The organism is Williamsia sp. Y721, assembly GCF_059683565.1.
In genome coordinates, this window is sequence record NZ_JCASNH010000001.1 from 1,720,421 (window position 1) to 1,744,424 (window position 24,004).

22 protein-coding genes are annotated in these 24,004 nt (G+C 62.1%); 8 read left to right on the forward strand and 14 right to left on the reverse strand.

Going from position 1 to position 24,004, the window contains the following annotated elements:
* Positions 1 to 525: 525 nt before the first annotated feature.
* Positions 526 to 1,239, reverse strand: a complete 714-nt coding sequence (locus AC56PL_RS07710; protein ID WP_497153406.1) for an SDR family NAD(P)-dependent oxidoreductase — start codon at positions 1,237 to 1,239, stop codon at positions 526 to 528.
* 108 nt (positions 1,240 to 1,347) lie between these two features.
* On the opposite strand from AC56PL_RS07710, the gene AC56PL_RS07715 reads away from it, so the two are divergent.
* Complete coding sequence (locus tag AC56PL_RS07715; protein ID WP_497153407.1) at positions 1,348 to 1,947, forward strand: TetR/AcrR family transcriptional regulator; 600 nt, start codon at positions 1,348 to 1,350, stop codon at positions 1,945 to 1,947.
* Positions 1,948 to 2,151: 204 nt separating this feature from the next.
* Here the strand turns inward: AC56PL_RS07715 and AC56PL_RS07720 are convergent, their stop codons facing one another.
* From AC56PL_RS07720 to AC56PL_RS07740, 5 genes are all read right to left on the reverse strand, one after another.
* Complete coding sequence (locus tag AC56PL_RS07720; RefSeq protein ID WP_497153408.1) at positions 2,152 to 3,030, reverse strand: SAM-dependent methyltransferase; 879 nt, start codon at positions 3,028 to 3,030, stop codon at positions 2,152 to 2,154.
* A 174-nt stretch (positions 3,031 to 3,204) separates the two neighbouring features.
* On the reverse strand, positions 3,205 to 3,888 hold the full coding sequence (locus AC56PL_RS07725; RefSeq protein WP_497153409.1) for a hypothetical protein: 684 nt from the start codon (positions 3,886 to 3,888) through the stop codon (positions 3,205 to 3,207).
* Positions 3,889 to 4,243: 355 nt separating this feature from the next.
* Entirely contained in the window at positions 4,244 to 4,708 is a 465-nt protein-coding gene (locus tag AC56PL_RS07730; protein WP_497153410.1) for a hypothetical protein, read from the reverse strand.
* Between the two features lie 483 nt (positions 4,709 to 5,191).
* The gene (locus AC56PL_RS07735; RefSeq protein ID WP_495515750.1) at positions 5,192 to 5,581 is read right to left on the reverse strand and encodes a hypothetical protein; all 390 of its coding nucleotides are present in this window, start codon (positions 5,579 to 5,581) and stop codon (positions 5,192 to 5,194) included.
* Positions 5,582 to 5,596: 15 nt separating this feature from the next.
* Entirely contained in the window at positions 5,597 to 6,106 is a 510-nt protein-coding gene (locus AC56PL_RS07740; protein WP_497153411.1) for an HAD family hydrolase, read from the reverse strand.
* Positions 6,107 to 8,346: 2,240 nt separating this feature from the next.
* Between AC56PL_RS07740 and AC56PL_RS07745 the strand changes: the two genes are divergently transcribed.
* A complete protein-coding gene (locus tag AC56PL_RS07745; protein ID WP_497153412.1) occupies positions 8,347 to 8,727 on the forward strand; it encodes an ACT domain-containing protein in 381 nt (126 codons plus the stop codon).
* Positions 8,728 to 8,929: 202 nt separating this feature from the next.
* A complete protein-coding gene (locus AC56PL_RS07750; RefSeq protein ID WP_497153413.1) occupies positions 8,930 to 9,715 on the forward strand; it encodes an acyl-CoA thioesterase domain-containing protein in 786 nt (261 codons plus the stop codon).
* A gap of 228 nt (positions 9,716 to 9,943) precedes the next feature.
* On the opposite strand, the gene AC56PL_RS07755 is transcribed toward AC56PL_RS07750, so the two are convergent.
* Positions 9,944 to 10,855 (reverse strand): sigma-70 family RNA polymerase sigma factor, encoded by a 912-nt coding sequence (locus AC56PL_RS07755; RefSeq protein ID WP_497153414.1) that lies wholly within the window; start codon positions 10,853 to 10,855, stop codon positions 9,944 to 9,946.
* A gap of 120 nt (positions 10,856 to 10,975) precedes the next feature.
* Here AC56PL_RS07755 and AC56PL_RS07760 point away from each other — a divergent pair, with 120 nt between their 5' ends.
* From AC56PL_RS07760 to AC56PL_RS07770, 3 genes are all read left to right on the forward strand, one after another.
* On the forward strand, positions 10,976 to 12,322 hold the full coding sequence (locus tag AC56PL_RS07760) for an FAD-binding oxidoreductase (protein ID WP_497153415.1): 1,347 nt from the start codon (positions 10,976 to 10,978) through the stop codon (positions 12,320 to 12,322).
* 455 nt (positions 12,323 to 12,777) lie between these two features.
* Positions 12,778 to 13,035, forward strand: coding sequence for a multicopper oxidase domain-containing protein (locus AC56PL_RS07765; protein ID WP_497153416.1), 258 nt, complete (start codon positions 12,778 to 12,780; stop codon positions 13,033 to 13,035).
* Positions 13,036 to 13,037: 2 nt separating this feature from the next.
* The gene (locus tag AC56PL_RS07770) at positions 13,038 to 13,319 is read left to right on the forward strand and encodes a hypothetical protein (RefSeq protein ID WP_497153417.1); all 282 of its coding nucleotides are present in this window, start codon (positions 13,038 to 13,040) and stop codon (positions 13,317 to 13,319) included.
* Between the two features lie 387 nt (positions 13,320 to 13,706).
* Here AC56PL_RS07770 and AC56PL_RS07775 read toward each other — a convergent pair whose 3' ends face one another.
* Entirely contained in the window at positions 13,707 to 14,843 is a 1,137-nt protein-coding gene (locus AC56PL_RS07775) for an FAD-dependent oxidoreductase (protein WP_497153418.1), read from the reverse strand.
* 82 nt (positions 14,844 to 14,925) lie between these two features.
* On the opposite strand from AC56PL_RS07775, the gene AC56PL_RS07780 reads away from it, so the two are divergent.
* Positions 14,926 to 15,600, forward strand: coding sequence for a TetR/AcrR family transcriptional regulator (locus AC56PL_RS07780; RefSeq protein ID WP_497153419.1), 675 nt, complete (start codon positions 14,926 to 14,928; stop codon positions 15,598 to 15,600).
* A gap of 152 nt (positions 15,601 to 15,752) precedes the next feature.
* On the opposite strand, the gene AC56PL_RS07785 is transcribed toward AC56PL_RS07780, so the two are convergent.
* Positions 15,753 to 16,214 (reverse strand): nuclear transport factor 2 family protein, encoded by a 462-nt coding sequence (locus tag AC56PL_RS07785; RefSeq protein ID WP_497153420.1) that lies wholly within the window; start codon positions 16,212 to 16,214, stop codon positions 15,753 to 15,755.
* A gap of 86 nt (positions 16,215 to 16,300) precedes the next feature.
* Here AC56PL_RS07785 and AC56PL_RS07790 point away from each other — a divergent pair, with 86 nt between their 5' ends.
* Entirely contained in the window at positions 16,301 to 16,861 is a 561-nt protein-coding gene (locus AC56PL_RS07790; RefSeq protein ID WP_497153421.1) for a TetR/AcrR family transcriptional regulator, read from the forward strand.
* A 303-nt stretch (positions 16,862 to 17,164) separates the two neighbouring features.
* On the opposite strand, the gene AC56PL_RS07795 is transcribed toward AC56PL_RS07790, so the two are convergent.
* From AC56PL_RS07795 to AC56PL_RS07815, 5 genes are all read right to left on the reverse strand, one after another.
* Positions 17,165 to 18,031 carry an SCO6745 family protein gene (locus AC56PL_RS07795; protein WP_497153422.1) on the reverse strand — a complete coding sequence of 289 codons (867 nt, stop codon included), beginning with the start codon at positions 18,029 to 18,031 and terminating at the stop codon, positions 17,165 to 17,167.
* Complete coding sequence (locus tag AC56PL_RS07800; RefSeq protein ID WP_497153423.1) at positions 18,018 to 18,722, reverse strand: GntR family transcriptional regulator; 705 nt, start codon at positions 18,720 to 18,722, stop codon at positions 18,018 to 18,020. The genes AC56PL_RS07795 and AC56PL_RS07800 overlap by 14 nt, the downstream gene beginning before the upstream one ends.
* Before the next feature lie 202 nt (positions 18,723 to 18,924).
* Positions 18,925 to 21,420: a polynucleotide kinase-phosphatase gene (locus AC56PL_RS07805; RefSeq protein ID WP_497153424.1), complete on the reverse strand. Its 2,496-nt coding sequence runs from the start codon at positions 21,418 to 21,420 to the stop codon at positions 18,925 to 18,927.
* Positions 21,417 to 22,829, reverse strand: coding sequence for a 3' terminal RNA ribose 2'-O-methyltransferase Hen1 (locus AC56PL_RS07810; RefSeq protein WP_497153425.1), 1,413 nt, complete (start codon positions 22,827 to 22,829; stop codon positions 21,417 to 21,419). The genes AC56PL_RS07805 and AC56PL_RS07810 overlap by 4 nt, the downstream gene beginning before the upstream one ends.
* A 257-nt stretch (positions 22,830 to 23,086) precedes the next feature.
* Positions 23,087 to 23,956 (reverse strand): NAD(P)H-binding protein, encoded by an 870-nt coding sequence (locus AC56PL_RS07815; protein ID WP_495515766.1) that lies wholly within the window; start codon positions 23,954 to 23,956, stop codon positions 23,087 to 23,089.
* Between the last annotated feature and the right edge of the window lie 48 nt (positions 23,957 to 24,004).

Consider the following 24,004-nt stretch of genomic DNA (forward strand, 5'->3'; position numbering starts at 1 on the left):
TCGCGGAAGTGTTCCCGAAGACATCTTCGGGCCCGCAGTTTGGGCTGGGTGGTCGCCACGCCTTTGTAACGTGCGTCATATGTCGGAACTGGTGCTCGTGGTGTTACATCGCGCAATGGATCAGCTGCAGCAGCAGGTGATCCCGGAGTTCGGGCCAGCCCAGCGCTCCTGACCTGACAGCGACTGTTGAGTCGCGAATCGTGGTGGGACACCCACTGCCGGAACAAGAGTCGTGCCAGGGCGGCAACGTCGCTGAGGTCCTGGACTTCGTGGCGTTGCCAATAGGCGTCAGGCGCACTGGGGCTCTCCGGTCTGCTGCCGACCGGATCGGTTGCGGCGGAACCAATCCGGTACACCTTCCGATTCGGAAGGTGAGCCTCCCGCGGGGTGGGCCAGCGTTACCGACCGGGGACGTCTTTCTGAAGGGAAGCGGTAAATGACTCCATGGACGCGTTGTCCCCACCCCAAGCTCTGCCCGCGGCCCCTTCAACCTGTTGTGGAACAGCTCTTTTGCGCACTGTTTGACTACAGCGCAAAAGCTTGCGGGGGTCCTGCAAGGCTGGCTTTGGCTTGTCTGCCGAAATCGTCGAGAACCTCCAGGTCTCCTGCTACCAATCCATCGAGAGCAATACGTGCCAGATCGGCCGGCTGGTTCAGCAGTTCTTCAGGCAATGTCATGCCTGCTTGTGCTGCGTAATCGAGCAGGGTCTGGGTGGCGATCAGGCCGGGCACCAGCGCGGTGACCTGTGTTCCCTGTCCCTCTAGTTCAACTCGTACGCCATTGGTCAGGCCCCATGCCGCGGACTTGGCGGCGGCGTAGGCGGTATTGCCGTCGACGGTATTCCATGCCGCGGCGGACAGGACGTTAAGGATCGCGCCACCACCATTGCGGGCGAGGATCGGTGCAAACGCTCGGATAACGGCAAGGGTGCCATAGTAATTGGAATCCATCACGGCGCGGATGGCGTCGAGTTCACCGGTGACCAGGTTTCCGCCGCCGGTGAAAGCAGCATTGTTGATCAGCACATCGACGTCGCCGGCGGCCGCTGCGGCAGCATCGACCGACGCCTGGTCAGTGATATCTAGGCGGAGAACCTCGACGCCGGGAATGTCGATCAGTTCTGGCCGCCGTGCAGTCGCGTAAACCTTCGCGCCTCGGCGCACCAACTCGCTTGCCAAGGCGTGGCCAAGTCCTCGGTTGGTGCCGGTGACAAGGGCTGTTGCGGTCGAAAGTTCCATCTGTCCTCCAGGTGCTTGTTCCGGGCCGATAAGGTGACCCATCGGTCCGCTTACATCTGTGAAGCTAGCACGAATCGGACCGGGCGGTCACCTTGCTAGCATTGAGAGATGCCAACTGACCGACCCTTGCGCGTAGATGCTGCTCGAAATCGGCAATTGCTGTTGGCCGCAGCCGAAGAGGAGTTCACCGAGCGCGGATTGTCGGCCTCGGTCGCCCAGATTGCTCGTCGGGCGGGCGTAGGTAAAGGTACGGTTTTTCGGCATTTCGCCAGCAAAGAGGATCTCATGGTTGCAATCGTTACCGGCCATCTCGACATTCTCATCGCACATGCGCAACAGCTGGCAGGTGCGACCGACCCGGGGGCTGCGCTATTGGAATTCTTGACCGTGGCGGCCGACGAGCGGCAACAGCATGACGTCGACTTCCTGTGGGCGGTCAGCGACGGCGATATAAGGGTGACGCAGCTACGAGACCGCCTGCACCTGGCCATCGATTCGCTTGTTGAGCGTGCCCGTCAGGCCGGCACTATCCGCCCTGATGTGACTGGGGCAGATATTTTCCTGCTGATGTGCGCACCGATTCATGTCGTCAGCAATCTCTCCCATCCCGATCCCGAGCTATGGAAGCGATACCTCGCGATCATCTTCGATGGCCTCCGCCCCGAAGGCGCCAATCCTCTCCCGCAACCCGCGCCGACCCTGCCCTGAGACGGCGCGAGCGCGCAGCTGTCCGAGGCAGCGGTGATCGCAGAGCATGTGCAGTTCGACATCCTGTAGTCGTCGCGGAGTATGGCATTCAGCGGAAAATGTCGCTATTCAATGCAAGTGAAATCGTGGCTCAGGTGCCGCTGCGTACCCTCTGCGTGCCAGGGGACAGTGCTGCTAGACAGGAACAGCAGCCGATCGTGCCAACTACGTCATGTTCGGTTGCTGTGTTTTGCGCGGGTGGTGCGAGGGCGATGGCTTGAGGACTGCGGTCAGGTAGTGGGTGCCGTCGGGGTGTGGAGTGAGTCGGCCGTAACGGTCTTGCAGATCAGATTGGCTGGCGATTGTGGTTTGCCAGTTGGGGTCGAGTTGGTTGGAGGTGCCGCGGCTGCTTCGTCCGGTGGTTGCGGCTTCGTTCGTGCTGACGAGCGTTTTCAGTTTCCGGTAGCGCTCAGGCGTAGTTTGAGAGGTTGTCGCTGCGAGTTGGGCGATCTGTGCGAGGTGGCTGCCCTGAGTGGAGAGTTCGGTGATCGTCGTCAACACCCGTTGGACGATGTTGTCGGGTAGGTAGGGGAGCACGCCTTCTTCGAGCCACGCAGTCGGTGTGTCGTCACGAAACCCGGATGCGCGCAGGTCTTGCTCCCACGGCCCGCATAGGTCGGTACGGACGACATGCCGAGGCATAGGCCTGGGTTTCGAGACATTCGCTAACACTTGCTCTTTGAAGTCGAACATCGGCGGGAGGTCGATCTCGAAGACTGGTGTGTGCGTCGGTAGCGGCAATCGCAGAGCGCGCGTATCGAGCCCGGCGCCCAAGATCACGATCTGCTCGCACCCGCGCTCGCACGCTGCGACCAGGTAGTCATCGAAATACCTGGTAGCCAGAACGCGGTCGTCGTAGAAGTCGTCGACCAGGTGCTGCATCTGCTCCCACGTGCTGACCGCGCCCTCCGGAGCGGTCTCGGCGTGGAACGCCTCTTCGGCCGCCTGCGCAAAAAGCTGCGCGTACGGATCGTCGAACAACGCATCCTCGCGCACCGACTCGCGAGCGCGAATCAGCGCCACCCCGATTGCCGATAGCCCCACTCCCGCTAGCGAATCCGGCAACGATCTCCCCATGGACACAACCCTCCCCAGTTGGCTCACTCTGCAATATAGTCCGCCCCGCCACACGGGTTGAGCTTTTTTCAACTTTGGCCGGCGGACGGCGCAGTGTGGGTTGTACTGATGCGAGGTGGTGGCTGTGCAGTTCTGATCTTGTCAGGCGCCGCGGGTGAGGTCGAAGTCGTAGCGCGACGTCGGCACCACGTCGAGGTTCCGGTCGGCACCGAAACGGGCAACGCTGTTGAGCATCAGGGTCATTCGATGATCAAGGTCGTCCTTGTCGCCGCCGCTGCCGTAGAACGCGTGTATGTCGTTCACTGCCGCCATTGGGAAGAGCTCCTCGACGATGCCGTCCACGCGCGGGGTGTCGTCGAGCAGCGCTCGAGTGACTATGTTTTGGACGTAACCGAAGGTGGCCTGGGTGTCGATCGCCACCTGTGTGTGGTGTCCGAGCCACCGCTCGAGCCACTCGGCGTGATCGAGCTCGGCCGGCCGACGGAGGAACGCGATGTTGGACAACGCGTCGATCCGCGATCCGTCGGCGGGCAGTGGCGGGTCAAGCGGTGTGCGGGCCTCGACTTCCCAGGCCGCGATGGGCCCGTCGATGTCCTCAGAGAGGGCGGCGAGCAACTTGTCGGGGTCTGGGGCCCAGAATGTCACCACGGCTTGGATCGGGGGATCGAGCTGGTCGATTCGCATGGCCGGTGATACCGGTTCGTCGCTGATGTTGACCTGAACACGAGTGGCACCCGACGCGGCACACCGATTGACGAGGTCGGCGGTGCTCGCCCGCGACAATCCGCCACTTCGGATCGCCACGATAACCTTTGAAGAAGTCACGATGCGTGACGGTACCCGTCAAAGGCGCCTGCGGTCCGTAGTTCGTGAAAAGCCGATCCCTTCGATGGCCCGGTGCCGAAGAAGCTGCGCGAGAAGACCATCGGGCCCCGTGCGGTGCGAGGCGCGCCACCCGCACTAGCAACTCTATGTTGGAGTGACCTGGGGCGAGAGCCTCCCGACTTGAGTTGACCGAGGCAGCGATCAAGCGCGAAGGCACTAGAGTAGGCGACGCTTTGTTACCGGTGGCGAAAATATATTGTACGACAATCAATTTCGTCGATGCTGGAGATTACGTCGGGTGTCGACCCTGTATTGCTGGTGGGGGAGGTGTACCGGCGTGCGAGGACGGCACTGGTCAGAGTGTTCCGATCGAAGTTCGACGGCTCTTGTCGCACCACGCTGCGAGCCCGTCCTCAAGTCGGGGTGACATAAAGCCCCCGGAATCACCCCACGGCCACGCAACATGCGCTCGGGCTACCTGATCTTGAACAAGGTCGGCGATGCAGGCGAGGATCGACTCTTCGTCGTCGTCGACTTGAGGGGCTCCGCCGTTGATGCCGAAACCGTCGCGGCCGTATCCAGCGACGGTGACAGCGCTCAGCAGCACCACTCCGCCGGTGTTCACCTCATACTCTGCGACCCAGTCGATCTGCTCTATTGAGCCGCCGTAGTGACGTACGCGCAGATCGCGTCCAAGCCGAAGCAGTGCCCCGATCCACGCATCCGGCAGATCTGACGACACGATCTCAACGCCCCGTTTGGGTGTCCACATGGCCGTCAAGACTTGCTCTCGGGGCTCCAGTTCGACGAAGTTGATCACGGCGTTCAGTCTGTCATTTCAACGGCGTTGGTTGTGCGGAATTAACCCGTGCTGGGTGAATGATCGGAGGTCTTGGTAGGGCGGAATTCAATTTACGTTTTGTCACTCACGACAAAACTGATTGTGCTGCAATAGTTCTCGCACAGTCCGGCGGTAACACCGGCTACGCAGTCATTTTGGCGGTGTTTCATCGGACGCTATCGCTGTTCCACTGAACGTCGGGGTGCTTGGTTCGGTGGCCGGCAAATCTGCATCGACCGCCCCGAATCGCTGTCAGTCTGTCCTGACATGACGAGTGCTGTAGAACGCTGTTGATCAACGCGACCAGATCGCCACGATCGCCAATTCCGGTCGCGGCCAACAGTTCCTATCCGCAATGTTCGAAAAATTGTTGACCCGCAGTGGTTTAAAGGGCGCGCTGGTCAGGGTCTGGTATGCGAATGCGCGGCGATGCGGGACGACCGGATGGGGAGCGGGCAGGTGCTAGCGAGCGGTGTATTCGTTGGTGCAGTCCAGGGTGCTCATCCAACCGTTGGGGGCGGTGTTCGTGACCGAGGCGACCACCGTGATGCGGCCCTTGCCGACGTTCTGGACCGGCAGCGTGATCTGGGTGTAGCCGCGGTCCACCGACGCCGACCGGATGGAATCCCACCCGCCGCCGCTGAGCCCGGTGTCCAGGTTCGCCCAAATCACACTCGCGTCCTGTTTGTAGGCCGCACGGGTGGTGGAAAGGGTATGGAACCTGAAGGTGGTCTTCCCGGCACCGGTCGGAGCGGTGGTGACGATCGATCGCTCGACGCGGGTCGGCTCCGCGGGATCTGGGTAGGTGATGGTGCACAATGGGCGCGGCACCGGACTATGTCGCAACAACACTCGCCGATCCGCACATCACGCAGTGGGCGCAGCAGGTCTTGCCGCAGTGCTGACCCAGCACCAACTCGCCAGACGAATTTCCTCCGGTGAGTGACAACGCAGATTTCCGTGGCTCGTGTGCGCGAAGTACGACATTTGCTGCGAACAAAACCAGGGAAACTCCACGGCGCTGGTCGAATGTAATAGACAGGTTGCGACCCCGAGAGGCACTTTCCCGTACAGGAGTTCGAGCAACTCGCGAGCACCGGGCATCGACTCGACCGTCGCCGACAGTTCGGCTTCCACCCCCGGGAGCAGCTGCACGTGTAACTCGGGTCCTGTCCCCGGCCGGCCGAAGTAGTCCGCCATGTTGGCGCACGCGGTCTCCAGGGTTCGTCCGATGAGCAGGTCCTTTTCCGCAGCGCCGAAACCGAAACCACAGTCGGCAAATAGCGAAGCCTCAGCCCGGGACCAACACGTTTCGGTGTCGAGGAGTAGGCCGTCGCAATCGAATACAGCAGCACTGACCGGTGAGGGAATCGACACCAGACGACCATATCGGCACCTGGCCGCTTTTCGTTGTCCGGGCGCCTCTGTCTATGTCTGTCTGGTGCTGAATGTTTGAACAAATCGCCACGAGATCACCCATTCGCACAGGATGGCTCGCCGCCCGGGCGGAATATCAGGGGGTTGGTTGGGTCGACGACGGCATGTTTGGTGCCTGTTTCGTCAGCGTGCCATTTGTAATCGTTGAGCAGTTTGCTCCTAGCTGGTCCACGATGGCGGAACCGCCGTCGGGGTAAACGAAATTGAACTGCATGTTCTGGACTAGTTGGTCTTCTCGATCTGGCGGGCAACTCATGCTGGGTTGACCGGCAGTATTGAACGACTTAGTGAGATCTGCGAGTGCGGTGTCGGTGAAAGTGATCATGTCGCCTACCAGAGCTCCGCCATCGGGGTTGTTGAGGGTTGATTGGTAGGTGCACTGGTAGGCCACAGTCGGAGATGCAGGTACTAGCACGTCTGGGTCGGAGTGCGTGCTCGCAGGCCACAATTTATCGGTAGGCGACGGCGGGCATTGCCAGGCATCCCGCGTGGCAGTTGGACTATTGCCGTCTGCCTCGGTGCTCGTTTCGTCGGTGCACCCGGCGGTGGCAACGAGTATGAATGCACTCGTTGCGACCGCGGCAAGCAGCCGCTGGCAAGGTCTCATTGTATTGATTCTATCTCTGCATCGTCCCCGCTACTTCTGAACGACCTGACCGAGGGACGTAAGAGGGGGTCTGGCTGGTCAAGCTCGAATCAAAGAGTTGGCCGGTGGCTTGGTCGACGTGTTGATCGATCGCGCTGCTACACGGACCTGCGGCGGGTAGCAGCAGTTCGATGTGGGCGAGTTTTCCTGAGCGCCCGTGTGGTTCACGGTTCCGAAGCCAGGGGACCGATCTGGGTCATGCCGACTGGGCTGGATGAAAGGTCCAGAGATAATCTCGATAGGTCGTCGACATATGGGTCAGATTCGGTGCAGTGCGCACGTCGCTTTTGGCGGTGCCCTCCATACGTCGTCACTGATGACGTAACAGATTGTGGGCCAATGAGAACTGGGCAACGAGACGTGTCGAAGTGAAACGCGTGGGTGTCCGCTATCGGTCTTCACCGAGTGCGCGGTCTATGGTCAGGGCCATAGGCACCAGTCGAGCAAATGTCAGTCACTCACGTTGGGCTCATGTTGTCGCTGCGGTTGTTGTCGTAGCGGGATCTATTCTCCTGATTGAGGGGGTAGTGAACGGTCGCTGGGTTCAGGTGTTGTGGGTTGTGCTGGTGGCGTCTTCGGCGGTCAGTTGGTGGGGTGGAGATCGACTGCGGGAGGTAGACCTCGATCGCCCGATGCGGTGGCGGCTAATGGCATTTCGCGCACTATGCTGTCTGGGTTTGGGGGTCGCCGGGGTGCTCGTAGTGGTGATGCAGGCCTCGGTGATGCAGCGCATTGGGGGTTGTCTACTTGTTGTGTCCTCGTTCTGTGGCGTCGTCGAGCTCTTCTACAGAGTCCGCTCATTTCGTGAGTCCACCTGAGCGGCGTCGCAACAAGGGTCCGTGAGGTAGCCGTTGGGCAGGCGTACCGAAGTTTGTGGGTTGCTCGACTCAATCGGCGGCGACACCAAGTGTGAATTCGGAGTTTTTATAAGAACTCGTGTGTGAGTCCCGCTCCAGTGAAGTTGGCCGCGAAGGCAATTGCGGCTTCGAAAGTGTGGAACTTTCTGGCGGGTAGTGGTCCTTCACTCGTGGGATCGATCCCGACCTCGGCCATCCGTACTTGCTACTCTTGAGGAATCTGACTCGCGTAAATGCTACAGCGCAGCAATGGGTCTGACGTACAACGTGGATTCGATCGGACCATAGGGCGGTTCCGTTGACGGCTCCGGCGCAGCATGTGAGGATCCCTCGCCCCGGGTTTTGAACCTGCAGTCGTGGGTGTTTGCAGATCGTTGGCGTTGTTGACCGTTTACGAATTATGCAGTGGGGGAGCAATATTCGCGTTTGTGGTGTTGTGCGGTCGGTTTCGGTGCTGCTGCGTACTCTCTGCGTACGGGGCCGGTCTGCGTGGATTGCGCCGCGACGCTTGTCGGTGCGCCGCGCGCGGAAGACTTTGTGGAACCGAAGCCCGAGCGTGGGATGCCGCGATGAGGCCTAACGCGACAAGGGCGCGCACGAAGGAATTCGTCGTAACGTCTTCGTGCGCATCTTGGGGCGGATGGAACTGGCTGCGCAACTTCCGTAGCATCCTCCAGATGAGCACTACAATTCGAATCACTGTTGTACAGCAACGTCTTCGACTCCTGCCGGGCGAATACCGCATCGCGGACTCACCATCGGGCAAGGTCCCCGGCCCTGCAGTGGCCACCGTTGTCGCGCCGGACTGCACGACAGTCGTCGAGGTGCAGGATTCGGACGGGGACGGCGATACGTGGCGGTGTTTCTACGGTGACGAGTCGGCACATGAGCTGGACGTCCCCGGGATGGCGGTCTCGGTACTTGCCCCGTTGGCAACCGCAAACATCTCCGTATTCGTCCTGTCCACGCTGTCTGCAGATCTGGTGTACGTCCCAACTGATCACGTCGAGGCCGCGATCGAGGTCCTGCGTGAATCTGGTCATCGCGTCGCTGCCTAGGATGGCAGTAACGTCGCGGTGAACCAGCGGGCGACCTGACGGCTGCTACTCGATACGGCGCGGGTTTTGGTGCGCTATGTGTTTCGTAAGTTGCACTGCTGCTGATGTTTGCCCTGACCGTCATGCTCCGGCGAGGTTCATCTCTCCTGCGGTGGGGTGAACATGTTCTAGTGTGGGACGTCGGCGATTTGGGGGTTCGATTATGGTGGCGTTCTTTTCAGCGGTCGACGGCGGCTCATTGCGGCCTGAGTATCTATCGATCAGCCCATGGTCGCAATCGCAAATCGGTGGTTACGCAATCTGTGGAACTCTCGCGCGTTCAATCGAGCACAGTCGGCAGACGGAGGGCTTCACGCCGGCTCGGCTGACGGTGGATCTGTTCAAACCGATCCTCACCGAGCTGATCGATACGCGAAGTGTCGTGGTTCGGAGCGGGCCACGGATCGAGGTCGTCGACAGCGAAATCGTCCAGAACGGTGAGGTCAAGGCCCGCGCGAGTGCTCTATTCGTTGCAGCTGGTGGCCAACCGCCGGGCGATCTGTGGCGGTCGAACGATCCGCTCCCGGGTGCGCCGGACGTGGTCGACACGGTTGGCCCGCCGCTGTTGAAAAGTGGCGACGGACCGTGGAGCGGCGACTTTTCGGAGCATCAGAACTCGGATCGGAAGGCCGTGTGGCAGAACTTTCCGCCGCTCATCGCAGGCGAGGTCATGTCTCCGTTTCAACGCGCGGCGGTCATGGCGGAGACGACCAGCCTTGTGTGTCACTGGGGGACTGAGGGTGCCGGTTTCATCAACATAGACACGACACTCGCTTTGTGTCGCCTGCCGGTGGGCTCTGGCCTCGGCCTTCGTGCGGACAGCCAACTCAGCGAACGTGGGATCTCCGTAGGCACGGCCACTATGTTTGACCGCCTGGGGTATGTCGGCAATTGCACGGTGACCGCAATCGCCAATGCTCGTCGACAGGTCGACCTTGGATCACTGTGAACCAGGCCAACATTGAGGGGCTCGCTAAAAGATCTGCGGGACAGCAGATTTGCCTACTGTGAGTCGTCTGAGTCTACCGGTGGAACAATCTGTTGCAGTGCGCCAGAATGCATGTCCGATTGTCACGATGCCAGGGGGACCCGCAGATGTCGTCGTCGAGCCGACTGTAGTCATTGGGTGAATGCCCTAGACGGAGATCTGCCGCATCAGAAGTCCGTGGGCGTCGGCTCAAAATGCGATGTCCAGGTTGGCCAAATGTTCGGAATTTGCGAGTACATCCAGTTTTGCGATGTGGTTGTCACGGAAGGTGATCAGGTACACCGCGTGGACCACACCGTCTGCTACATAGGCTGCGGCTGGAACGCCGTCGATGTAGACCAGCCTTGTCAGTTCCGCCCGGCCGGCAAAGACTCTCGCCACGGCGTCCACACCGCGGATGTTCTCGGTGAGCAGCGGCGCACCGAACTGTGCCCCGGCTGTTGCGAGTTCGACAGCGGCATCGTCGCTCCGCAGTTCTATCTCCGGGTCGAGGAGTTGCAGCAGGTCTCCGAACTCTCCATTGCGTGCCGCAGATAGGAACGCGTCGATCGCTGTTTCCTGATGTTTGCGCAGACTGTTGACGTCGACCGCTCTGAGGCGTGCGCGAGCGCGGGAGGCGAGTTGGCGGGCGTTGGTGGGGGTTCGTTCGACGATGGGAGCGATGTCGTCGTAGGACAACGCAAAAACGTCGTGAAGTACCAATGCGAGCCGCTCGAGCGGCCCGAGCGTATCGAGAACCAGTTGCATGGCCACTGCGAGCTCTTCCGATCGCAGCGCGCTGCCCGCCGGGTCGCCTGCCGCAGGGGTGTGGTCGGCAGCTTCGGTATCCCAGCCGGATTCACCGTCCAAGTCTTCGCGCCATGACACGCGCTGACGGATCATATCGATGCACACCCGGGAGATGACCGTTGTAAGCCAGGCCTCGAGGTTGTCGATGCCGGCCACATCGCTGCGCTGCAGCCGGAGCCAGACATCCTGCACTGCGTCGTCGGCATTCCACGGCGAGCCCAGCGTCCGGTAGGCGATGGCATAGAGCTTCTGCTGATGAACGGCGAACTGTTCCGCCAGGGCGTCGAGGGTGTAGTCAGACTGGTCAGGCATCACGGGGCTCCTTCTGACAGCAGCGTGTCACGTTTTGTTCGGCTCGCTCGACTCGTAGGTGAGACAGGTCGTTCGTTCCCTGCTCGGTATCCACAACATCACCTCGGCGAAGGAGCCACCATGACCATTCTTCCCTCAACAATCAGTGAAGAGTTGCGATCGATCGTCCGCGGGCGTGTCTGGCTCACCACCGACACCGGCTTCGATGACGCGCGACGGCCCTGGAACCTGGCTGTCGAGCAGAACGTTTCCGCAGTCGTCGAAGCGGCCGACGCCGACGATGTCGTTGACCTTGTGCGCCTTGCCAGTTCGAGGAAGCTATCGATTGCCACACAACCGAGTGGGCATGGGGCGACAGGCCGCACGGCGGGGTCCATCCTGCTGCGAACTGCCCGTCTGAACTCGATCGACATCAATCCGACCACTATGACCGCTCGAATCGGTGCCGGTGTCCGCTCTGGCGACCTGCAACGAGCCGCCGCGGTGCACGGTTTGACTGCGCTACCCGGCAGTTCACCTGTGGTAACCGTGACGGGCGCAGCGCTCGGCGGAGGGTTGAGCTGGTTCGGTCGTTCGTTCGGGTGGATCGCCGACAGCGTGCGTGCCTTCGATGTGGTGGAAGCCGGCGGCAACGCGCACCGCGTCACCCCGGTCGCAGACCCAGACCTGTTCTGGGCACTGCGCGGGGGTGGCGGCGATCTGGCGATCGTCACCGCGATCGAACTGCAACTGCGCCCGGCGCCCCAGATATTCGGCGGCCGTCAACTTTGGCCGGCAACCCATGCCCGTGAGGTCGCCGAGGCGTACCGGTCGATGACCGAGAAAGCGCCAGATGCCCTGAGCCTGTGGCTCGAGCTGTTGAACTTCCCCGGCTCGGATCCGTTGATCGCTATCGATTCAACATTCTTGGGTGACGAAGCCACCGCGCGTGGCCTGATGAGCGAGACCGATCCTCTACCTGCGCCTCTCTCGGACACGCGCGCGGTCATGAGCGCCGCGAATCTGGGGTCGATCACTGCGGAGCCGACCGATCCGGGGCCCGGACAATCACGTGCCGAACTTCTGACGAGGCTCGATGACCAGGCACTCGCGGCCCTGATCAATGGACCAATTGCTCCTCTGTTGAGTGTGCAGGTTCGCCATCTCGGGGGAGCGTTGGCGCAACCGAGCGACAGCCCGCACGGACCACTCACCGAGCCATACGCCGTCTACATGTTCGGCATTGCTTCGAGCGCCGAGATCTCCGAGTCCATCGTGGGCAAGCAAGCGGCAGTGGCAAACTCGTTGCCCATCAGTGGACGCAAGCCGATCACATTCCTCAATCCATCTGAAGAACTCACCGACGCGCTTCCTGCCGGATCGATCCAGCGTCTTCGTCAACTCAAGACGCAGAGGGATCCCGACCGAATCATCCGGGGGAACTTCAGCGTGCTCGACACCCCAGTGGGAAACGAACAGTCCCGGTAGACATTCAGAGAATGTAAACGACGTCGACGTCGACGTCGACGTCGTCATCGCTATGCCCACGGCCGCTCCTTCCGCCGGAGACTTTGTTGACCCACACCAGCGAGCCCGGCCACCGCCAACAACGCAACCTTCGCCAAGACCGCGACAGATCACGTAAGCGCTGGACGAATCTGGGTCAGGTCTGCTGGGTAGGTGGACAACTCGGCCGTCGCCATTGGTAGCGGGTCTACGATGCAGACGCTTCGAGCATCGGGATTGGGTGTGTCAAAGCTGACGTCCCGGCAGAACTTATGGCTATTGGTCCAGGCGTGATTGTACGTTCCGCCGCAGCGAGACGCTGGAGGTGTCCAGGGTGTGGTTCGCCCCGGTGATGTCGAAGCGATGTATTTCGATTGGCGCTCCCAGGCGCCGGGTCGCTATGCAAAAAATATGCACTGTTCTGATGAGGTATCACCATGGGCGAGATTGCAGGACTCGTGAGCCGGGTGCCGAGGCGGCGGCCGCGTCGCATGGACAGTGTGCTCACCGGTGCGTTGGTGCTGGTGGCGGGCGGATGTGGCGACGACGATTCCTCGGACAGTCGCGACGGCCTCCAGCCACTCACCTTCCGCCATCGAAGCGAGGACTTCACCGGTCGGTTCGTCATGCACTGCGACATCCTCTTCCACGAGGACCACGGAATGGTGCAGTTGCTCGTAGTGGTCGACAAATAACCATGGCCGAGACAACAAAGGATGCCCGCGGGTACCGCAAGATCGGCACCGTCTTGCAGATCATCGCCGGGCTGATCCTCGGCCCGATGGCGGTGGCGGCACTGCTGCGAGTGCTTCCGCTCGAATCCGGGGCGGGTGTCGTCGCGGTGTCTGTCGTCGTCACGCTCGGCCTGGCGGGTGTCGTCGTCGCTCGCTGTCGAGACGCCCGACCTGGAGCGATCGCTTTCGCCGTATCGGCAACGTTGATCAATCTCATTGTGGCGTTGGTGGTTGTAGGTTCCTGACCGGAGCAGCCCCTTCGTCATTGCGGCCTTTCGATGAACGTCATCGAAAGGCCGATGAGTGCTCACCGGGTCGGCGGGCCGCGCTGCGCAGATGCACGTGCATTCCTGACGGTGCAGCAAACATCCGCGACCGCAGGTTCATACCCGCCAGTGGTATTCGTGTTTTTCCTGTCGGAGGAGTGCGGGTGGTTTCGGTGCCGTTGCGTCGCTGAGCGCTCGCACCTTTCGCGGATCACGCAGGTTCGAAATTTCCAGAGCGTGACTTTCGCCGATGTCTGTTGTCATCCGAACTTGAAAACGGCTGTCAGGCAGCAGGTGCCTTCGGGTTTGGTGTGAGTTGACCGTTAGGGGTCTGAGGATCGGATTAAAACATCAGATCGGACCCAATCAGTCCGTGGAGCCTTCATTTCCGTTGAATAGATTGACGAGGCCGTGAGGTGCGCCGGCGCCGAAGATGAGGTCGATGGTTTCTCGCGCGGCGACGGCTTCGGCCTCGCTGCGGTGAAACATGGTTTTTTCGTAACCGGCAAGGGCGACTTCGATATCGTCTGGGTGCGCGGCGATCGCCTGGCCCAGTTCGGCCCCGTCGAGCATCGCGATGTTTGCACCTTCGCCCCCTGGGAGAGTCACGTGCGCGGCGTCGCCGAGGAGGGTGACACCGGGGATTCGGTCCCACTGGTGGCGGTTCGGGAGTTGGTAGATGCTTCGAAGCGTGGGTCCGGTTTCTCCGTCGGTGATCAACGAGGTGAGTTCGGGTGCCCATTCCTCGAACTCGGCCGCGACGCGCGCCTTCGCATCGTCGGCGACGGTGAAGTCGATGTCTGCGAACCACTCGACCGGACGGTTGAGGACAACATAGGTGTGGATGACGGCGCCGGCTTCACGGTGGGCGAGAAACCCTTTGCCGGGGGTGAGGGCGTACAGAGATCCATCGCCGACGACCGCGGCCGTCGCGGCGTGCTGTACGTCAACATCATGCAGGTATGTCTCTATGTAACTCATGCCCGCATATGTGGGGATCTCGCCGGATAGCAGTGCCCGGACTTTTGACCAGGCACCGTCGGCCCCCACCAAAACCTCAGAGCGGGTTGTGGACCCGTCTGCGAACACAAGCTCGTGCCCACTGTCGCCGACCGAAGTGGCCGAGAGGAACTTCTTGCCCCACTGCACCGTGCCTTCGGGGAGGGATTCCAAGAGGATCCGCCGGATGTCGCCGCGAAGGGCTTCGGGATTGGTCAAGGAACCGTCGTCGGGCAGGTCAGCAAGTACCTTGCCGTGCTGATCGAGTACGCGCTGGGCGGCGCCGCCCTGGTGAACGATTGCGCGGAATTCCTTGGTGAGCCCGGCAATTTCGAGGGCGAGCTGACCGTTGTGCTCGTGGAGGTCGAGCTGCCCGCCCTGTGTCCGTGCGGTGGGTGATGCGTCTGCGTCGTAGACGGTGACGGGGATTCCGTGAAGGTGAAGGACGCGAGCGAGGGTGAGGCCGCCCAGGCCCGCGCCGATGATGGTGACTGCTGTGGTCATGATGTTCCTCTCGAAAGCGATTGGACCGGTGGTCCAATCAGTAGTTTGGACCCACGGTCCAAACAATGTCAAGATGTTGGCCATGACTGGGTCCACGCCGCGAAGTCCGAGACGCTCCGATGCGTTGTCGCGTGATCGGATCGTTGAGGCGACAATCGAGTTGCTCGACGCATCAGGTGAGGACGGCCTGACGGTCCGTGCGTTGACTGCGCATCTATCGACCGGCCGGGGAGCGATCTACCACCACGTCGCCAACAAGGGGGAACTCCTTGCGGTTGCCACCGGCGAGATCATCGGTCAGGTGGTGGCGGGAGTGGGAGGCGACGACGACGCGGAGCGGGCGGTCCGCGCTCTGGCGCTGGGGATCTTCGACGCGATCGACGCACATCCGTGGATCGGGGCGCAGCTCTCGCGTGGACCATTGCAACCCGCGGTCTTCATGATCTGGAATGGCGTGGGGTTGCAACTCCAACGCCTCGGTGTGACCGGGTCGGCCCGATCTGATGCCGGGTCGGCGTTGGTCAACTACGTCCTTGGTTCAGCGGCACAATATGCGGCCGGCGCACGACGTGCCCCCGCCGACGCGGATCGAGAAGCGTACCTCGAAACCCTGGCCGCAGAGTGGGCCCACCACGACTCCAACCCCGTTGCGCAGGAGGATGCTTCACTGCTCCGCGACCACGATGACCGCGAGCAGTTCCTCGCCGGCGTGGACATTTTCCTGGCCGGCATCGCCGCCAAACAGGCTGATATGTAGGGCGGCCCACCGCTAGCGGCTCGGTGCGATGACCGAGCCGCATCGGGCTTTCGCCGACCACTTCTGTATACCAGCGACGCGCTTTCGGTTGAGCACTATTTGTGACTCGTAACATACTGTGCCGCAACGGTTACCGATGATTGACCACCTGGCTATCGGAGGGGAATTTCGACGCCGCGCTCATTCTCCGGTCGTAGGCCGAAGATTCGCCGGTCCGCCTCATCGATCCGCGTGTCGTTGATGCTGGCCTCGCGTCGTTCCATCAGGCCTTCGGTGCTGAATTGCCACAGTTCGTTTCCGTAGCTGCGCCACCACTGTCCCGTTGCGTCGTGCCACTCGTACTGGAAGCGGACGGCGATGCGGTTCTCGCGGTATGCCCACAGGCTCTTTCGCAGGGCGTAGTCGAGCTCGCGCTCCCACTTGCTGGTCAGAAACTGGATGATCTCCTCGCGGCCGGTGACGAACACGTCGCGGTTCCGCCATGCAGAGTCGGTCGTGTAGGCCATGGCGACGCGATGCGGGTCGCGCGTGTTCCAGGCGTCCTCGGCCGCCTGTACTTTCTGCAGTGCGGTTGCCTCGGTGAACGGGGGGAGCGGCGGGCGTGATTCGTTCATGGGTCCTTCCTCGTTGAGAACGGTCGTTTTCTATAGGTGTTCGGCTAGCATAAGAACGCCCGTTCTCAACGTCAAGAAGGATTGCCGTGCCAGCGCCGATCAGTGAAGAGCAGAAGACCCGCAGCCGTGTCGCACTCCTAGACGCCGCCGAAGCGCTCTTCTATGAACGCGGCATCCAGGCGGTCGGCATGGATGCCATCCGCACCGCTGCAGGGATGCCCTTGAATCGGATTTACGGAATGTTCTCAACGAAGGAGGACCTGGTCGTCGCGGTGCTGCGGCGGCGGGATCACCGATGGCGAGCGAGCCTGACCGAATACGTGGAGCAGCACGAGGATCCCCGCGAACGGGTGCTGTCGATCTTCGACTGGCTTGAGCAATGGTTCGCCGAACCCGGCTTCCGCGGCTGCGCCTGGATCAACGCCTACGGCGAACTGGGCTCCACCTCACCTGCGATCCTGATCGAGGTGCGTTCACACAAGCAGGCCTTCCACGAACAGATCGCCAAGTGGGTCGAGGCTGCCGCGAACGTTCCGGCCGAACCCGTCAGCCTCCTGGCTGAAGGCGCGATCGTCACCGCCGCGATCACCGGAGACGCGAAGGCCGCCCGCCCCGCTCGGGCCGCCGCCAAAGCCCTCATCAACTGAGCGTCATCAACGTTTCGTCCCCCAACACCTAGAACCAAAACCAGGCTGCCGCACACCCGAAACTGCCTCCGCTGCCTTGGCTTCGAATCAATGCCGGCACGACGGCAACGGGTACCTTTTCGGGTCATCCGGAAATGCAACCAACGTCAGCTGGTCCGGTAACCAACAGATGCCACGGTCGGATTCACTAATAATCTGGCAGTCCCAGAGTTGACGGAACGCTGATGAAGATAGCGGGTCGTGATCTTCAACTCCCGAAGCTACGGGAATTGGAACGCCGGAAGTCGAGAAATCCGCCCGTATTCAACGAAGTTGATCAAAGGTTCCCGCAGCCGAGAAGGCATCGTTGATCGGCGCGATCAGTGTGGTGAGTCGCCGGATGCCGGTGCCGCCGATGGGCGCCCACAAGGCAGCGCAGTGCTCGTCGGTCTCGATCTCGATCTGCTCGCGCGCTGCGGTTCCCGCAGCGGTGATCGTCCCGTCGGCGTTGAGCCACCCCCGTGTGATGAGACGTTCGGTTGCCGCTGCCCATTCGTTGTCATTCCACAATCGAGTGGCGCGCAGGAGTTCCGTCGGGATGCGATGTGTCGCACCCTGAACAACCGTGCACTCGCACGGTCCGAGTCGATGGTCGGAGAGCACGATTATGTGTGCGTCGCCGCGCCACTCTCGCAGCACCGTGATCTGTTGCCAAAGGGCGAGTAGAGGATCGGATGGCAGCGTGACCGAGGCGTTCGCCGCGGCCAATGGTTTGCCGGCGAAATCGGCTTCGGCGACGACGGGGTCGATCAGTGACCGGGCTTCACTGATCTGGTCGTCCGTCATCCGCACGCCGACGCGCCTCATCGCACGCTCGACCGCTCGAAATCGTGCAGCTTGCCACTGCTCGGGTGACGCGGAGTTCCACGCCCCGTCCATGGCCTGGACTGCCCGAGGGCTGAAGTTGTAGAAGGTCGCGGCCGTGACCTGCCACGGCACCGTGCCCAGCGCGGCCGACCGGAATGCGAAGTACCGCTGGGCACGATCGGTGACGCCGAGTGAGGCGGCTTCGTCAGCTGGTTCGGGGACGAGGTGGATGAACATGTGGGCCGCAGTGATCGCGGCACTCACCTCGCGCACCGCCTCCAGATCTGCGGCGGGTGTGCGGTCGAGGGTGTCAGCGGTTTTCATTTCGGTTGAGCTCCTTTGGATTTGATGATTTGACGTCCTGGGCGAGGATGGCCGCGGTGTGTGCGACATGTCTTGCAAGCGCGGCCGCTGCCGCGTCGCCCTGTCGATTCAGCGCCAGCTGCTCGAGTTCTCGGTGTTCGCCGACGGCGTCACGTCCTCGATTGTCGGCAGCCGACCATCGGCGTGAGAGCTCGCTGGCGGTCCAGAGTCGCTCGAACGTGTCCAACAAGATGTCGTTGCCACACGCGTCTAGCAGCGTCCGATGGAACTCGTGGTGAGCCGACGACCACGCGTCGGAGTAATGGGCGTCGTCTTCGTGTTCGTAGCCGCTCGTGCCGGCCAGTCGGTGGTGAGCGGCACGGACACGGGCTTCCCATTCCAGATCACCGCGCATGATCGACATGCGCAGCATTGCCGGTTCGACCACCACCCGTGCTTCCGCCACAGCCTGCCATCGGTCGTCGCCGGCCTCGGGAACCACAAAGCCTCGATTCGGCAGCCGCTCAGCCAAACCCTCGCCGACCAGTCGTAACAGGCATTCGCGGACCACCGCCAAACTGACCCCGTACTCAGCAGCCAACGCTTGCGGCTTCAAGGGCTGTCCTGGGCGAAACTCGCCATGCAGGACAGCCGAACGCAACACCTCGTATGCCCGCACCGACGGCGCGACAGCGTCAACACTTTTTGCCATGGGATCGACACTAACAGAAATAATCGATTATTGCTTCTTCAATCGATTGGAGGCTGCACATGTGAAGTAGCCCGATTAAATTGTGCGTCGGGCCGTTGCTGCCGATCGGATGCCTCCGGGGAGGTCGAGCGCGGGACAGTTGAGATGCCGCGAGTGTGCAGTCCCGGTAGCACTTCCGATCACGACCGGTCTGACTCGTGTTTCATAGCCGTGGGTCCACAGCTTCCGACTCCATAGCGAGGACACCGAAGACGCACTGATGGATGCGCCACACCGGCTCTCCTGCAACGGCTCGGCGGATGGCCTCGAGCCCGAGTGCGTACTCTCGCAACGCCATCGACCGCTTCTGTCCGAGATTGCGCTGCTTGAGCCGGGTCAGCGTCGACGAGTTTGTGTAGTCGGCGCCGTAGATGATTCGCAGGTACTCGCGCCCGCGAACCTTGAGGCCCGGTTGCACCAGGCCCTTCGGGCCTCGGACGAGATTGTTGAACGGCTTGACGACCATGCCTTCGCCGCCGCCCGCGGTGAGGTCCTCCCACCAAGCCGTGCCCGCGGTGCACGACGATTTGTCGGTGGTCTTGACGACGAGGCGGCGGGTGGGACGGAACAGTTCCGGGTCTGCGGTGACCAGGCGATCGGCGATGTCGAGATGCCAGTAGTGATCGCGGGTCTCGTACGTAGCTGTGTCCCCCGCGAGGATCTGAAAGGGTGCCACCTGGATCCCCAACTGGGTGTTGATCGGCTGCACGTAGTGGCGGTACGAGTCGACGAAGAGCTCGGCGTTGACGGCTCGGGTTCGTGTCCTGTCGAGTAGATCGGCGACGTCAGCCCCTCTCGCTGCGGCGGCCGACAGCACGTCGATCGTCGCCGGCAGCGCGGTCGTCGCGGCGGCGCCCACCTTGGCGTATTGACTGCGGACCATCGCCTCCGCCTTCGCGGTCCACGGCAGTATTTCGGTATCGAGGAGTAGCCAGGTTGCGTCGAGGTCTGCCCAGACACCTGCTGTGGTGATGGCGTCGGCAATCCGCGACAGCACCGCCGCCTGCTGTTCGTCGGAGAAGAACGCTCGTCCGGTGCGGGAGTAGATGACGCCGGATCCGTCGCGCCTCACGCGCACAATGGCGCGGGATCCCATGTGCTTCTCTTCGCAGATCACCCGATCGACGGATCGCTTCGCGTAGTGAGCGAACGCCTCATCCGGGTGCTCGAGCAGGCCGTCACGCGACGAGCTGTCGACCGGTGACATGGTCGGTGGCAGGTAGAGCAGCTCGGCTGGCGGGATGGCGAATCTGCTCATCACTTCCAGCGCACCGGCTGCGTTCTCCTCCCGCAACGAAACCCGCCCCAAGTGTTCGGTCTCGATGACGCGGTGCCCGAGGATGTCGGTCAGCGTCAACACCTCGGGGTCGCGCTGCGGCGGAGCCAGCGGCCGGACGGGTTCGTAATACGTCGCCCGCGCCGGCACTGACACCACCTCGCGCTCGGGGTAGCGCAGCGCCGTCAGACGGCCGCCAAAGACGCATCCCGTGTCCAGACACATGGTGTTGTTGACCCACTCGGTCTCCGGGACCGGGGTGTGCCCGTACAAGACCGTCGCCGAGCCCCGATAGTCATCGGCCCACGGGTACCGGACCGGCAGCCCGAACTCGTCGGTCTCGCCACTGGTGTCTCCGTACAGAGCGAACGCCCGGACCCGGCCTGATGCCCGCCCGTGGTATTTCTCCTTCAAGCCTGCGTGCGCGACAACGAGGTTGCCCTCGTCGAGTACGTAGTGGGCGACGAGGCCGTCGCAGAACTGACGCACTTCAACGACGAACGAATCGTCCTCGGCTGCCAGCTGATCCAGTGTCTCCTGGAGACCGTGTGTCGGTTTCACGTCCTTACGACCCAGCGCGCGAACAAGTTTCGCCTCGTGGTTGCCCGACACACACAGGGCGTTGCCGCTCGCGACCATGCGCATGACCAGGCGGAGCACGCCTGGGGAGTCCGGACCACGATCGACCAGATCACCGACGAATACAGCCCGGCGACCATCTGGATGCTCGGCATCCACGCAGCGCCCTGCGTCGTCCCGGCTGATCGCATATCCCAGGCGTCCGAGCAAGATCTCGAGCTCCTCACGACAGCCGTGCACGTCACCGATCACGTCGAATGGACCGTGCTCGTGCCTGCGGTCGTTGAACAGGCGGGTCCGCGCGATTGAGGCCTCCGCGACGGCCTCCGCCGAGTCCAGGACATGGATCGTGCGGAAACCCTCGCGTTTGAGACTGCGCAGCGAACGGTGCAGCTGGTCGTGCTGACGCTTGACCACATGGGCGCCGAAGTCCCGGTCCGGGCGAGAAGCATTGCGTTCCAATGCCAGTGCGACCGGCAGATCCAGGACAATCGCCACCGGGAGCACATCGTGGTCTTTGGCCAGGGCGAGCAGTGACTTGCGCGGTGACGCCTGCACGTTGGTCGCGTCGATCACCGTCAGCCGGCCGCGGTCGAGTCGCTTGCCTGCGATGTACTCCAGCAGGGCGAAGGCGTCCGTCGTCGCAGCCTGATCGTTCGGGTCGTCGGAGACCATGGCCCGGCAGTCATCGCTGGATACAACCTCGGTCGGAAGGAAGTGGGTCGCGGCGAAGGTCGACTTTCCAGAACCGCTCGTCCCGACCAGAATTACCAGAGACAGTTCGGGAATGCTCAGCTCGCTCATACGCTTTCCCCACTCGAAGTCTGCTGTGCGAACACGGCCATCTGCGTCGGCGACCCGACCTCGTCGTCACGCTCGCCCACCGGCCGCAGGTCGGCGTTGTACCCGTAGGTCTGGCCTACTGAGCCGGCCCAGCTCGCGAACTCCGCACGGGTCCACTCGAATCGGTGGTCGGGGTGACGGAAACCGCCGGCGGCCAGCGCCGGGTACCTCACGTTGTACTCACTGTTAGGTGTCGTGACCACGACGTGGCGTGGCCGCATGGACCCGAACACGTTGGCCACGACCGCCGGTAACCGTTCTGGGTCGATGTGCTCGATGACCTCCATGAGGATCGCCAGATCGAGACCTTCGAGGCGGTCGTCCCCGTACTGCAACGACGACAGCAACAACGTCAGGCGTTCAGACTGACGCTCGGTCATCCGGTCGATGTGCAGCCGTTTAGCAGCTTTGGTCAGCGACGAGTCGGAGACTTCTGTGCCGATCACCCGTGCCACACCCTGCAGTTCGAGCAACGATCCGAGCAGGGCGCCGGGCCCACATCCGAGATCGACGATCGATGTCGGCCGGAGCTCACGTACGACTTCCAGCACCGCGTCGTGGCGCAACCGGACCAGGGGGCGCGACGCGTCGGGTTCGGCATCCTCCGCAGCGTCCTCGACCGGACGGTCATCCAGCTCGACGAGTCGTTGTGTTGCAGCATCTTTCAGTCCACGCTGGTGGGCCAGGTAGCGGTGTGTGATCAATTCTCGTTCCGGGTGAGTCGCCAACCAGCCCGATCCGACCCTGACCAGCTTCTCCACCTCGTCGTCGCCGACCCAGTAGTGCTTGGCGTCGTCGAGCACCGGCAGCAGGACGTACAGATGACTCAGTGCGTCGGTCAGGCGCAGCGACCCCTCGAGGGTCAACGACACCACAGGTGCATCACCCCACTCGGGCCTGGTGGCGTCCAACACGATCGGCGATGCCGTAACGTCCCATCCGATCGGCTCGAACAGACGCCGCAACAGCGCAGGATCGCCCGGGACCGCGGGGAGTGCGATCGTCAGATCCAACGCGGAATCCACCAAATCTTCCCGATTAGTGCATCGCCCGTTCAGCGCCGACCGGAACACTTTCCCCATCGCCACCGACAGCAACGACGACGCGACGTACGGCCGGTCATTCACGTACTGGCCCAGCGCGAACCCGTCATGCGCACCAGATCGTCCCCGTACCAAGGCAACCGGATCGACCTCGAGCACCATCGCGACCGTGCAACGGTCATCGCTGACCTCGGGGTAGAAGACGTGCGCTGTCCCGCCGTAGACACCGAACGGCTGAACCTTCTCCGGATGCTTGTGCAGTAGGTAGCCGAAATCGCTCGGCACCTCGAGAGTCGGTGAACGTTCGGCAGAGATGGTCAACAGCATCAGGACAGTCTGACGTACAGATGGTTTCCGTCCAGTCAATTACTCCCGTGGGCGTCCGGACTCATCACGATGATCACGCCATGATGTTTCGGTTCCCGGCGAGAAGCCACCGGCATCTTCCGGTGGTGCACGAGACTGGCGGCTGGCTTTCCGAAGCCCGCAACATCGTCCTCATCGGACCCGGGAGTATCAAAGCCGAACATCGGATCGGACGTGACGACAGTCTGAACTGGTACCAGCCGACCTCACGGATAGTCTCAGAGCCGTTTGGATGACACGAAGTCGCTCAAAGCATTTCTGGTTGATACCGGTCGATGGCCGATTAGGTTTTCCAGCGCCGGATCGGTGATGGCGAACTCGCCCCGTCGGGACGCTCGGAACAAACCGAGTGTGAACTCGGCTGCCTGCGGCGGCATTCCACCTTCGATCGCGGCCGACTGCCATTCCTCGTCGCTGACAACAATGCGCGCGATCGTCCGTCCGGTGATCTCACTGAGAATGGTTGCGACGGCGTCGAAATCGAGTGTCTCCGGCGCGGTCAACGGAGCGGTGACGCCGTCGAGGCCACTACCGTCGACGAGTGCGATCGCGGCGGCCTCGGCCAGGTCAGCGTGCGCTGTCCACGACACCGGTCCGTCCTCCGGCGCGACGAGCCGGCCTGACTCGAGAGCTGAGTCGAGGTATTGATTAAGGGTGTTCCCGTAGAACCCATTTCGTAGTGAGGTGAACGGCACACCCTGCTGCGCGAGATGGGCTTCGGTCCTGGCATGGGTGATCTGCGGGGCGAAGAGCGAGTTCATCGATGCCGCTTGATGACTCGTGTACAGGATTCTCTGCGCGCCGGAGCCCCGAGCAGCATCGATGGCCGCAATGTTCGCCTCCACAGCACCAGGACCGCGAATCGCGGCCGAGATGACCAGCACCTGGTCGGCGCTTTCGAAGGCGTGATCCAAGGTCGCGGGGTCGGTGAAGTCGCCCGCCCGGACGCGGACGCCGCGTTCCGCCAGGGCCGCCGCTTTGTCAACATCGCGAACACTCACGCCGATCTCGTTGGCCGGAATGCGCTGCAACAGCTGTTCGACGATCTGCGATCCGAGCCTGCCGTTGGCACCGGTGACTATAAGCATGATTTCTCCTTAGTTTCCGCTGATACGATTTAGACGTTATCACCTGTA

Coding starts and splice junctions, on each gene's coding strand:
- AC56PL_RS07710 (WP_497153406.1), bottom strand. CDS start 1,239: ATGGAACTTTCGACCGCAACAGCCCTTGTCACCGGCACCAACCGAGGA.
- AC56PL_RS07715 (WP_497153407.1), top strand. CDS start 1,348: ATGCCAACTGACCGACCCTTGCGCGTAGATGCTGCTCGAAATCGGCAA.
- AC56PL_RS07745 (WP_497153412.1), top strand. CDS start 8,347: ATGAGCACTACAATTCGAATCACTGTTGTACAGCAACGTCTTCGACTC.
- AC56PL_RS07750 (WP_497153413.1), top strand. CDS start 8,930: ATGGTGGCGTTCTTTTCAGCGGTCGACGGCGGCTCATTGCGGCCTGAG.
- AC56PL_RS07755 (WP_497153414.1), bottom strand. CDS start 10,855: ATGCCTGACCAGTCTGACTACACCCTCGACGCCCTGGCGGAACAGTTC.
- AC56PL_RS07760 (WP_497153415.1), top strand. CDS start 10,976: ATGACCATTCTTCCCTCAACAATCAGTGAAGAGTTGCGATCGATCGTC.
- AC56PL_RS07765 (WP_497153416.1), top strand. CDS start 12,778: ATGGGCGAGATTGCAGGACTCGTGAGCCGGGTGCCGAGGCGGCGGCCG.
- AC56PL_RS07770 (WP_497153417.1), top strand. CDS start 13,038: ATGGCCGAGACAACAAAGGATGCCCGCGGGTACCGCAAGATCGGCACC.
- AC56PL_RS07775 (WP_497153418.1), bottom strand. CDS start 14,843: ATGACCACAGCAGTCACCATCATCGGCGCGGGCCTGGGCGGCCTCACC.
- AC56PL_RS07780 (WP_497153419.1), top strand. CDS start 14,926: ATGACTGGGTCCACGCCGCGAAGTCCGAGACGCTCCGATGCGTTGTCG.
- AC56PL_RS07785 (WP_497153420.1), bottom strand. CDS start 16,214: ATGAACGAATCACGCCCGCCGCTCCCCCCGTTCACCGAGGCAACCGCA.
- AC56PL_RS07795 (WP_497153422.1), bottom strand. CDS start 18,031: ATGAAAACCGCTGACACCCTCGACCGCACACCCGCCGCAGATCTGGAG.
- AC56PL_RS07800 (WP_497153423.1), bottom strand. CDS start 18,722: ATGGCAAAAAGTGTTGACGCTGTCGCGCCGTCGGTGCGGGCATACGAG.
- AC56PL_RS07805 (WP_497153424.1), bottom strand. CDS start 21,420: ATGAGCGAGCTGAGCATTCCCGAACTGTCTCTGGTAATTCTGGTCGGG.
- AC56PL_RS07810 (WP_497153425.1), bottom strand. CDS start 22,829: ATGCTGTTGACCATCTCTGCCGAACGTTCACCGACTCTCGAGGTGCCG.
- AC56PL_RS07815 (WP_495515766.1), bottom strand. CDS start 23,956: ATGCTTATAGTCACCGGTGCCAACGGCAGGCTCGGATCGCAGATCGTC.